Annotated in this window: 7 protein-coding genes; 2 read left to right on the top strand and 5 right to left on the bottom strand. The window is 59.7% G+C overall.

All coding sequences use genetic code 11. The annotated features are described in order from the left end of the window. The 3 genes from AC0ZZU_RS23825 to AC0ZZU_RS23815 all read right to left on the bottom strand — a co-directional run. Positions 1-272: hypothetical protein (locus tag AC0ZZU_RS23825; RefSeq protein WP_476343881.1), on the bottom strand; the 272-nt coding region annotated here is incomplete at its 3' end. 72 nt (positions 273-344) lie between these two features. After that, a complete protein-coding gene (locus AC0ZZU_RS23820; protein ID WP_476343880.1) occupies positions 345-3746 on the bottom strand; it encodes a hypothetical protein in 3402 nt (1133 codons plus the stop codon). Next, positions 3743-5140: a hypothetical protein gene (locus tag AC0ZZU_RS23815; protein WP_476343878.1), complete on the bottom strand. Its 1398-nt coding sequence runs from the start codon at positions 5138-5140 to the stop codon at positions 3743-3745. The genes AC0ZZU_RS23820 and AC0ZZU_RS23815 overlap by 4 nt, the downstream gene beginning before the upstream one ends. 220 nt (positions 5141-5360) lie before the next feature. On the opposite strand from AC0ZZU_RS23815, the gene AC0ZZU_RS23810 reads away from it, so the two are divergent. After that, positions 5361-5687 (top strand): hypothetical protein, encoded by a 327-nt coding sequence (locus AC0ZZU_RS23810; protein ID WP_476343876.1) that lies wholly within the window; start codon positions 5361-5363, stop codon positions 5685-5687. Between the two features lie 448 nt (positions 5688-6135). On the opposite strand, the gene AC0ZZU_RS23805 is transcribed toward AC0ZZU_RS23810, so the two are convergent. Both AC0ZZU_RS23805 and AC0ZZU_RS23800 read right to left on the bottom strand, forming a co-directional pair. Then, positions 6136-7860 (bottom strand): hypothetical protein, encoded by a 1725-nt coding sequence (locus tag AC0ZZU_RS23805; RefSeq protein ID WP_476343874.1) that lies wholly within the window; start codon positions 7858-7860, stop codon positions 6136-6138. A gap of 268 nt (positions 7861-8128) precedes the next feature. After that, positions 8129-10420, bottom strand: a complete 2292-nt coding sequence (locus AC0ZZU_RS23800) for a hypothetical protein (protein WP_476343872.1) — start codon at positions 10418-10420, stop codon at positions 8129-8131. Between the two features lie 482 nt (positions 10421-10902). Between AC0ZZU_RS23800 and AC0ZZU_RS23795 the strand changes: the two genes are divergently transcribed. Next, positions 10903-11174: hypothetical protein (locus tag AC0ZZU_RS23795; protein WP_476343870.1), on the top strand; the 272-nt coding region annotated here is incomplete at its 3' end.

Raw genomic sequence — 11174 nt, 5'->3', positions numbered from 1 at the left:
TTGAAGGCTTCGCCGGTGCTCAGGGAAAGCACCTGGTTGTGCGGGGTGTATTGCGACAGTTGCAGGTTCCAGCCCAGGCCAAAGCCTGAGTCCAGGGTATTGAGCGGGTTGTAGTTCAGCGCCAGCTTGAACGCAGGGCCTTGCAGGTCATTGGCCTGGAGTTCGGGCAAGTCGATGGCCACGGTATATTGTCCCGTGCGCGGATCAACGCCATTGCGCAGGAAACTCATGAAGTTGAACGCATTGGAATGTACGGAAGTCGACGTAGACATTGTTTCAGCTCGTGAAAAAATCATCGGAAACCCCACGCCCGACACGGGCGCGGGAAACTGCATGCTCAGTGGCTAGCGAATTTGGGTGTCGGGTAGTGGATACTGGATTTTGATACCCGACAACTTGCCTTCGATGTTGCCGTGATCGTAATAGGGAGTGATCATGCGCAGTCCCGGCGTGATAATTTCGCCGGCAGACATGGACTTAAGCGACTTGATCTCGATCCAGCCCGTGGAGAATCTGTACTTGATTCCACGCAGGTCGAAATACCAATCATCCTCGGAGTCCTCGCCTTTCTCCGATGACAACCTGATGAGAACGGCCGAAGGCGCATTATCAATTTTAAAATAACTTATGACGTCATTCTTCGGATTGTCACTCTCACCAAACTTTATATAACCATGCTTGATTTCAACAGAGGTGGTGTAACCAGCTGGCGCGCCATTCTGGTCAAGTTTCTGAGCGAGCATGATCTTGCCATTGCTGTCAGGGCCTGGCGTACTTGGTGCGTTCTCGTCGGGGTAGACACTGCCAATGGAGATTCCCGATGCACTGTCATCCGGAGCGGTATACAGCGTATTTAGCAAATGATCACGATGCCCATTGCGGACGGCCGGGCTGAAGGAGATACGCCGCCTGTGCGCATTGCCTTCCCTGTCGCGCAACAGCACCGCCAGCGAGCGGCTCAACGCCGCCCGCTCGCTGCCCGTTGCCGTGTAGTCGCAATCGTCAACGCGGTGGTTGCTGATGACCAGTGAGCCGGCTTCAAAGACATTGATGTCCACCTTGGCTTCGAGAACGCTTTCATCCACCAATGTGGGCAGGCGTTTGTCGAAAGTGATGTTCTGGACAAAAGGCGGCCGCTTCAAGTCCCGGAAGACAGAGCCGGTAAAGCTGGTCATGACTTCCTGTGCATGCTCACTTTCCCAACGCAGCATGGACGTGTTGACGGCTGCGCCCACTTGGTCTTCTGGCAGGTCGGTTGGCAGGAACTGGCAGGTCTCAAAACTCCCGCCACGGTATTTCAGCTTCCAGTAATCCACCGTGCGCAGGTGGTAATCGAAGTCGTCCTGTTCAGGATCACCAGCCCCCCCGCCGCCGCCGTCGACTCGAATCCTATCGAAGGTGTAGTTTTCATCGGTGAAGTCGGGCAATGACCGGGACCTGATGTCGACCCTTCCCGAGGTCGCATTGCGGGCTGTGGACCAGTGCCACGTTCCCGTGTCCGCCTGGAAGCCCGCATAGAAGGCCGTGACGGAACCAGGGTCTGCGCGGCCGTGGAGCCACAGCGCCTGCAGGGTGACCCCGTCATCATCCTGAGCAGGTGCGGACAACGCAGTGGTGCGTGCTCCCGCTGCTTCGAATCGATTGGAGAGACGATTGGTCCGCCACTTTTGCAGGTCACCATCAGCGATGCCTTCATTTTCATCCATCCCGGGCAGGGCCTCGACCTGGGCATTGGATGAAAACTCGAACAGGCTCAGGGTCGCCTGTTCGGTGAGGCTCAAACCCACGGGTTTGCCGTTGAAGTTGGTCTCAAGGCGCATCTCAAGCCCGAGCTGCTGGTAGCCATTGGGATACAGCACACCGATGCTGCCCTGCTCCGCGCCACCGGACACCTTGAGGGTGAAGGTCTGCAAGGTATTCCAGGACTCCTCCTCCTCCATCTGCGAGTACTTGAGCACGCTGTAGCCGCTGGCGAAGGTCACGCCATTGCGCACCACCTCGCATACCACCACACTGGCGCCCGCGCGGGGGTTGGACGGCGCGGTGAAGCGTCCTGCGGCATCTACCGTACCCTCGCCCGCCACCCGCCACCGCCGCGGAGTCCCGGGCATGAAACGGGTCTTGTCCTGCACTTGCACGCTGGCCGCTGCCTTGACCCGGGGTACATAGGCAGGTTCCACGTCCAAGGTTTGCTGACCATTGAGAAACAGCACCGCGGCGCTGCCGGTTTCGCTACCACTCGCTTCGACCTGCTGAACCGTCAGGGCGCGCCTTCGCGCTGCAGGTAACGGGCGCAAGGCGGCCCGATTGCTATCCGCCTCCAGAAGCTCGGCATATGCAGGGCCGGGCAACGCCCAGCCGATGCGCGGCGCCTTGGCGTCGGACGCCGTCAGCGTGAGCGACTGTCGTACCCCGGGCACCACTGTTGCAATGCGCGGGGCAATTTCCAGGACCTCGAAAAACACCTGCAGCCTGGCCGATGCGGTATAGACGTGGCCTTGTTCTTCATAGTCGGCGGTCACCACTACGGTCAGGCTGTCATGCCCGAGCAGCTCGGCGCCGGCAGCCTGGTAGAGGCCTGTAGCGCCGATGGTGCCATGGCTCGCGGGGGTGTGGCTGCGCAGGCCCACGGCCCGCCAGCGGGTGGCCTGGACTGGCTTGCCAAAGCCATCGCGCAGTGTGAATTGCTGGCTGCTTCCAGCACGTAGCGCCTTGAAAGCCGGTTCCAGGGCGAAGGTGGTGCGCAGCGGATCGATAGAGCCAAACACCGCCAGATCATGAGGCGTATGGCGCTCACGCTCCATGAAGGCATGGGACCCGGGGAACAGCAGCTTGGCGAGCACCTCGAGACGACCATCGCTGACATGCTCGCGCAGCGCCCGGTCGAGCACGAGCACGGCGGAATAGCGATCGCTGCCATCGTCTTCGATGTCGTCGGGGATCAGGAACGGGAAACGGTCATTCGGCATGCGTCCATCGCCGTCGTTGGCCACCAGCCGTATGAAGGTCAAGACGGCACCGTCGCCATGATTGGAGGCGCTGGCCAGCTTCGCGCCAGGCGCCGCCTGGGTGCGGATGATGAAACGGGTTGGCGTCAGTTCGCTGTAGCCGTCGAAATCGATCCTGCCCAGTTCGAAGACGCTGCGATGCGCAGGCAAGCCCTTGAACCACTGTTCGAATGCAGTCGCCAGGTGTCTGCTGACCTGCTCGTCATCTGCGCCAAGGTTGCAGCGCAGGCTGGCGCCCTTGGCCAAGTCCAGGGTCACGCGCCCGCAGCGGTCGACCTCGCCCGTCACCAGGGCGAGATCGATGTCCATTTCGAGCGTGAAGCCCATGGCTTCGGTGATGGTGAAAGTGCTGAGCAGGTTCGGCACAGTTGCAGAGGCATGGCTGCAAGAGCCACCAATGACATTCAGGGCCAGCACAGCCCGGGAGTTGGCCATCGAGGCAGTGGTGAACGAAAGCCTGGGAGCGCCAAACTCGACCCCCACCAGGGTACTGTGAGTGATCAGCAGCCCCTCATGGTCTACCGTGCCGGAAAACGGTGGCACGAACCGCTGCTCATCCAGGCGTTCGATGTACTGGTGTTCGAGCAGGCGGTTCAGACGCGCGCGGCTGAATACCGATACCGCGCCCCAACCCTGGGTTACATTGCCTTCGCTCAGGCGTTGCAGCACCTGTTCAAGCGAGTTTCCGGACATGGTCTTGTCCTCCTCGGAAATGGATGGAATGGATGAAGTGGTCATGGCCGCGACTGCTGCGTCAGGCTGGCGGAGGTACCCTGGGCGGCCGAGATCGGCGCCAGTGGCAGCGGCAGGATCAGGTGACCTTCGAAGCGGCCGTATTTCCCGCCATCAAGCAGCGCGGTGACCAGGGCAAAGCGTTCGCCCGCCAGTGCGCCCGGGGTGTAGCAGCCATCGGCATCGATGCCGCCAGGACCCAGCCGCACCTGCCAGTCATCGGGCTCGATGAGTTGGCCATTGAGCGACGCGAGCAGCTGCAGTCGACCGGCAGGCAAGGCCTGCTCCGCAATCGACAGCATCAGGGTGGGCACTTTCTGCTGAACCAGCACATGGACGCTGCGCTCAGTACCCGCCTGCTCGTTGCGCACCTCGATCTGCTCGAGCACATAGGTGTCGTCGGGTATGCCCGGCCCGGCCTGGTAGAGGCAGGTCCGGCCTTGCTCGCCAGGCTGCAGGGACCCGCTGCCAGCCGCCGCGTCCTTGATCGACCAGGTCAGCTGCCCTTGGCCGATCGTGCCAGCGCCAAGCGCCACGGTTTCGCCGCTGAAGCACACGCTGATCAGCGGATTCACGCTGATCGGGTACGCCAGCACAGTGATCGAAGCGACCGCGCGTTCATGGGTCTGGGGATCGGTCGCGATCACCAGCAGTCGTGAGGGTCCGTCACCCATGGCGTGGGCCGGCGGTGCCCGGTACAACCCGGTCTCTGGGTCAATTCGTCCAATGTCCGCAGTGTTGCCAGGCAGCGATTCCAGACTCCAGCGAAGGCCTTCGCGCGCCGGCTGGACGCTTAACTGCTGCCGGCCCCCGGCCACCACCCGCAGGTTTTGCTCGACAATGACAAACCCGGCCTGCTCCTGGCCGACTGGGCCGAACAGCGCCAGGTCGTGGGGCTGCTCGCGCAGGACAGGCCGCAAGCGGCTGGCATCGGCCAGTTGCAGGCCGTCGAGCAGCAGCTCGGGTATCTGCGCCGTGAGCTGGCGCGAGAGTGCTTCAAGGAAGGCGCTGCGGATGATGTGCGCGGCAAATGTCTCGACCTCCCCGCGCAACGCCGGGTCGGTGTCTTCCGGCAAACCTTCCAGAACGCGGGCCCAGGCCCCCTCTTGCACAGGCGCAAAGACTTCGCCGCGCAGGATGTTCTCGAAGGTGTCGTCCGCGTTCAGGTAGAAGTGGTAGGCCAGGCTCACCTCGAAGGTGGCTGCTCTCTCTTGCCAGGCACCGCCGGACACTGGCCGGTAACGGAAGCTGAAGCTGCACTTGGACTTCCAGTCCTGGATTACGGCGTCTTCGAGAAACGCCGCCGTCAAGGGCTGCTCGCCAGCGGTGCCAGAGAGCTCGAAGCGGTCGGACTGGAACTCCAGCCGCTGGCTTGAATACTGGCTTGGCGAAACGGACAACGAGCCGGACCTGGCCTGCATGCTCGCCAGATCGCTGGAGATATCGTAGTTGAAGTCGAAATCGCCAGCGTCGAGAAAGGCCTAGCAAGCCCTGTCCGTAGGCTGCGCGGTGCAGCACACGCAACGACATCAAGGCGGTGGAGTTGGGCCCTGCAGCCAGCTCATCAGGCAGCAGGAACGGGAAATCCGAATCCTTGGCCGGGAACCTGCCCGTGGGGCCGTGGATCATGGAGATGAACAAGACCAAGGCCAGGCGTTGGCCGGTCTTGCTGGCATGGACACGCACACCCAGGCCACCGACATTCAGGAAAGCGTTGTTCTCACCGGCCAGTACACGCGCCAGGGCATGTATGCGCTTGTCGTCGTCCAGATTGCCCAGCTCCTGTTCGATGAACCGTCCGCCTGCAAGCTTTTCGGGCAGGCCACTGCCCAGGTCGAACTCGACGTTCTGCCCCTCACCCAAGTCCATCACTACCCCCTGGGGGCCGGACTGGAGACGAAGGTCCTGGCGTACTTGCAGGGGGGTCAGCGGGTCATGCAGCGATAGCGCCAGGATCTTTCCAGGTGCCTCCATGACGCAGTGGGTACCGCCTTCGACGGTCATCGCCACGCTGATGCGAGGCTGGTCATAGGCATCGCCGGTGAACTCAAGCGAAGGCGCACCCATCCGGTACCCATCAAGTACGTGACTGATGCGCGACTCGGGAATCGAAACAGTGCCGCTGATACCCTGGATATCAGTTCCCTGACTCAAGCGCGCCAGGTGCGCTTGCTGTAACAGATCATCGACCTGATGTAACGGAAGTGCGGCAATCATGTTCCAGTTCAATAATTCTGGATTACGTCGCATCCACGCCAACAAGGCGTCTATCGAGTTTTCCGACATAGCATTCTCCAAGTGGATAGGTACCGACGACAGGAAACTCCTGTTTTTAATCGGCAGGTATACAAGTAGGTTTTCAAATTGCGTGCAGTGGTATCGATAAAGGGCTGTGTTAAGGAATGAGCATGATCGATAACCGCGGAAAGTTATGGTATGTCTCGCCATCGTCGAAACTTACGGCCGCCGTGACTCGAAAAGCGTGGTTCTCCTTCAATGAACTCAGGAAAGAACCCGGAAGCGCTGACTCCAGGTAGCCGTCGTAATACTCGTCTTCATCGACTGGTTGGTCATCGCGCAGTACATGCTCCACTTCGCTGCCAGCTTCGGTGAGGCCGGTGACGCGCATCCATACCCGCTGGCCCTCGGCGAAGAACACCCAGTTGGGCACCATGAACGTCGCACCCCGGTCCGCCGCCGCCTTGCGGGATAACTCCCCAGCCGACGCCTCCGGGCACTGGACAGGCTTGAACGGATTGCTCGCGTAGTGGGCGATACGCAAGTCGAAGACGGCAGAAGGCTCGGCGTTTTCGCCGGGCAGAGTGACCGTGTAGTACACGTTCAGGCGTCGGCCGAGGTTGGCGGGCACTGCTTCGCGCGGAATCTGGAAGCGCCTCGGGTTGCCGACCGTGGGCGTCGTGCTGCTGAACTTCCCCGTGCTGCCATGGCCGTCCCAGTGCATCTCCACGATACCTTTGTCGATCACAGCCCCGGCAGGAATATCCACCAAGGTGCCGCGCTCGATCAGGTTTGGCGCTATGAAGCCTTGGCCGGCACCGTCCTCGCCTTCGGGTTGGGCGTGCTGGACGACCGGTGACGGCAGATTGAGAGGGCGGCGCAACGTGAGCTCGAGGGGGTGGGAGCGGCGCTCCTCGCCGAGCCGGGACCACTGGTAATAGAGGCTCACCTTCTCGCCCACGTTTTCCCGTAGCCAGGCTTGCTCCAGCCGCAGCTCCAGGCGCCGGCTGTCCAGCACCGTCAGGTCAACGCGTAGGGCGACCAGCGCGCTGTCCAGGCCTTGGGCATGCAGTAGCAGTTCGTCTCTCTGCTGCAGGCCGGGCGGTGGCTCAAGCACCACGATCACGCCCAGCGGATAGGACTCCGGGTCCAGCTTGTCACCGATCAGCCCCTTGATTCTGGGCGCGTCCAGCCATCCATCCTGGGGCGGTGTGCCGGGTGCCAGCTCGACCCTCTGCAACGGCGAGGTAGTAGCAGTGCTCCCATCGGCGTATTCGATGCTGTAGTGCATATCGGCAACACCCTCGAACACATAGCTGTCGTCGACCGTCCACATCAACGGCCTATGCAGATCGTCGTGGGTCAGGGTCTTGCTCAGTTGCAGTGGCTCGTCTGGCATGCCTTCGTAGTAATACTGCCAGGTGAAGGTCACCACATCATTGATGGCCATGGCTTGATAAGGTGCAGTGGTCACCGTGGCGCCGGCAGCATCGATATGTTCGTAATAGGCGACCAGCTCATGGCTACCGAGAAACTGTGCCGGCGGCAGGCCCAGGGCGGCATCAGGCGCCTTGTTCACATACATGAAGCGGCGATGCGATTCCTCTCCTGGAAATCCGTTGTCATCCAGGGCGTAGGAATAGAACACCCAGCCGCCGTTCAGATTTTGCAGCAGCGTGTTATCGATCATGATGGGCACGCCGTTGACCGGATCGGGCGTGATGATGGTTTCCTTGGATTCAAGCAGATCGAACAGTTCGCCGTTGACGCCACAGCCCTTGAAAAGCGGCCAGACACTATCGCCACTGCTCATGCCGGGATATTTTATATAAGTAAGTAGTTTTGAATCACCCAGTTTTTCAAGGTCGATAGAATCGTTCATCAAACCAGGAACTTCGGGAGCCGGCAATCTTGAAGTCATCGATAAGTACTCTTCGGGCCGATCATCCAACGATCGACATGTTACGGATGTCGATGTTTTACACTTGGGCATGCGGCACTGAAACTGGCAACTCCGCCAGCTAATCAAGCTCTACAGAAGCTGATACTTTAAGGACAGCGCGCCGATTTCGAAGAGTCCTGAAAACATAAACCCGCAGGGGCTGATGCCCCTGCGGGTAGTGGCTGGGATAGTTGAGAAACTTGACGCCTCACGCCATCCTGGACAGTGCCTTGTAAGTCTCGGAATAGTCGGTCAAGGGCAGTGGCAGGATGATAAGACCCGTCCAGACGCCATACTTGCCTCCATCCTCCTTCGATTCGATCAACACAAAACGCTCGTTCGCCGCGGGATCGGCCAGGTACACGCCGTCCTCGCTGATCGAGCCTGGACCGTCGAGCAGGATGCTCCAGACCGAATCTTCGGTGATCACGCCATTGATCACGGCCTGCAGATCGACCCGGCCTTCCTGAACATCCAGGTCCTGGATGCTGACGTTGATCGACAGCGCGTTTTCAGTGACGATTACCGAAGTGCTCGCTTCGCCGTTCTGATCCCGAACCTGGACCTTGTCGATGGTGTAGGCAGGTGGGTTAGGCGGGCCTGGCGGGAAGGTGGGGGCGGTGTAGGTCGTGCCCGCGCCGCTGTCCTCGGATAGTTCGCCGCTTCCAGGGTGGTTGATGATGGACCACTGCAGGCCGTCGGTGGCCTCGAGGTTTCCAGCTGTCAGATGTACCGATGCCCCAGGGGTGGTGATTTCGATCAGAGGACGCACGCACAGCGTATCCGTGATCACCGTGATCAGGGCCGAACTCTGGAACTGGCTGACAGGGTCGGTGGCTGTCACCCGCACACGCGTCATGCCGTTTTCAATGTCAATCGCCCCTGGCGCACTGTAGCGGCCCTGCGCATTGATGTACCCGGGGTTGCTGGAGGTACGCAGGCCGGTCTGCAGGGCCTGGACCTTCCACTCGACGCCTGCGACCGCAGGCACGGTGGAAAATTGCTGGTGGGTGCCGGCGGCCACCAGCTGTTCCAGCGGGTCGATGGAAAAGTGGGTAGAGGCAGGGTTCACGCGTCCGAAAAAGCTGGCATCCTTCTTGATGTGTACTTCATCACCGGCAATAACGTTGCCAAAGTTGAGGTGAATACTTTGATTGATGAACTCGTCGAGGGCGCCATCGATCGTGAAGTTTCGTGTCAAGTGCCGCTCGATGACCGGACGGACGTCGGGGCCCTTGCCAACCTCCTTTCTCAGGCTCGCAACGATATAGGTCGGGTAGATGACCCCCGCCAGGAAAAGATACAGTCCAGGATATTTAACAAGTTCATCCCATGGCACTTCCCACCACCTCTCGGGCATTGTCGAATCCGCCTCGCTATGTTCATGCCAAGGCATTTCACAACTGAGCGTACTGCCAGTGTCCTCGAAAGAAATTTCCTTGAACTGTACCAGGCCGTTTTCGCGGTCCAACTGGTACTGGGCAACTACCCTGAGAGAAATGTCCACATTAATCGGATCGAACCCTCCCTCCTGTGATGTAACGGGCTCATTTTTTTCATTGAGCATCGCATAGGTCTCGACAGTGGCCTCGGCCGTCTCCTCGATGTCCCACGTCATAGTGATTTCGTCGCCGCTCATCTTCATCGTCAGTTTGTCGGCAGCCTTCAACCCGAAGGCCTTTACACTGTAATGGCCGATAGCACTGAACGTGGGAGCGCCCGGATTGGGCAGGACGACAGGTACATAGTAATTGATGACCTCCACTGCAGGCACCGTCATGCTTCCGGCCTTGGCTGCAGCAGCGATGAATTCGTCAGCCGCAACGGATGTGACATCGAATTGCGCATTGCCCAGCAATTCATCGACGGCATGGCATACCTGGCTTAGCGCCATTCGGGGAAGGTCAGTCAACACCGTGGCCGAATAGTCCTTGCCGGCATCATCAGGCAGCAGATACCTGAAATCCGCTCCCGTTTCCGGCGGTGATCCATCGAAGGCGCCGCTCATGCGGATCAGGCCGAGCACGGCGCCCTCGCCATGATCAGCCGAACCCGAATCACGTGCGGCCTCGTTCTTGGCCTGGGTGCGCAGCTTGAAGCTTTGCGCACTGAGGATAGGGTTGGAACCTTCGCGGATATTGCCCAGCGGATAGATGCGCTTGTCATCCGGCAGGCTCCTGAACTGCTCCTTGAAAAAGGCGCCACCCAGGCTCTGTTCATGCTCGATTCGGGAAAAGTCCAGGGTGAAGTTGTCGCTCTGGCTCAAATCCAGGTACATCAGCCCTCCCTCGCCCACATTCCCGGGAACATCGGCAAGCGACAGATCAAGCAGCAGGCGCGGACCGAGCAGAGGCCCGATCCAGTCGACCTTCACGGGCGACCAGTTCGCCCCCACCTTGCGCATGCCAATCTGGCCGCCACCGATGACATCCATGCGCAGGCGCGCCTTGGAATTATTGAGCTCGGCATTTTCAAAAGACAGGCGCGGTACATCGAGCAAGAATTTCTCGAGGCGAAAGCGCGAGCCCGTGCTGTCGATCACGCCAGTAATGGGCGCAAGGTATGAGCCGGTATTGAAACGCGTGATGTATTCCTGGGCCAATAGTCGGTTGAGTTGTCCTCGGTCCAGAGCGACGATCGCGCCCCAACCGAAGAGGCGGCTCTTGACACTCATCCATTCAAGTAACTGTTCCAGAGAATAAGACATATAAACTTCCTTAAGAAGAGCAGGACAGGCATTTGCAATGCCTGATATTCACGACATGCTGCCCACTCCAGGCAGAACAGTACATCGCAACTACTCATGTTTTAACCTCCCGGCAGCACGCCTCGAAACTGGCAACGTTGCCAGCTCCCGCCTGATGGGCGAACTGTTATGTTGACGCCCTCTTAAAGGTGCCCATCGCACATTCCAACATCATCAAACCTGCCGCCGCTCTTTTCGCGACGCGCCATCTATCGCTCGAATTCGAGGTTTAAATAATGACCGCAACCTCTTCGATACACTCCAATGCCATGAACTTCATGAGTTTCCTGCGCAATGGCGTTGATCCGCGCACGGGACAATATACCGTGGCCATCGACTTGCCCGAACTCCAGGCCAATGACCTGCAAGGCCCTGCGTTCAAGCTGGCGCTGAACTACAACCCGCTCAATACACTGGACTCAGGCTTTGGCCTGGGCTGGAACCTGCAACTGTCGCAATACACCCCGCACAACCAGGTGCTTTCCCTGAGCACCGGCGAAGCCTTCAA

This window comes from Pseudomonas sp. JE3303 (assembly GCF_056312565.1).
This window is presented reverse-complemented; position numbering and strand designations above follow the sequence as displayed.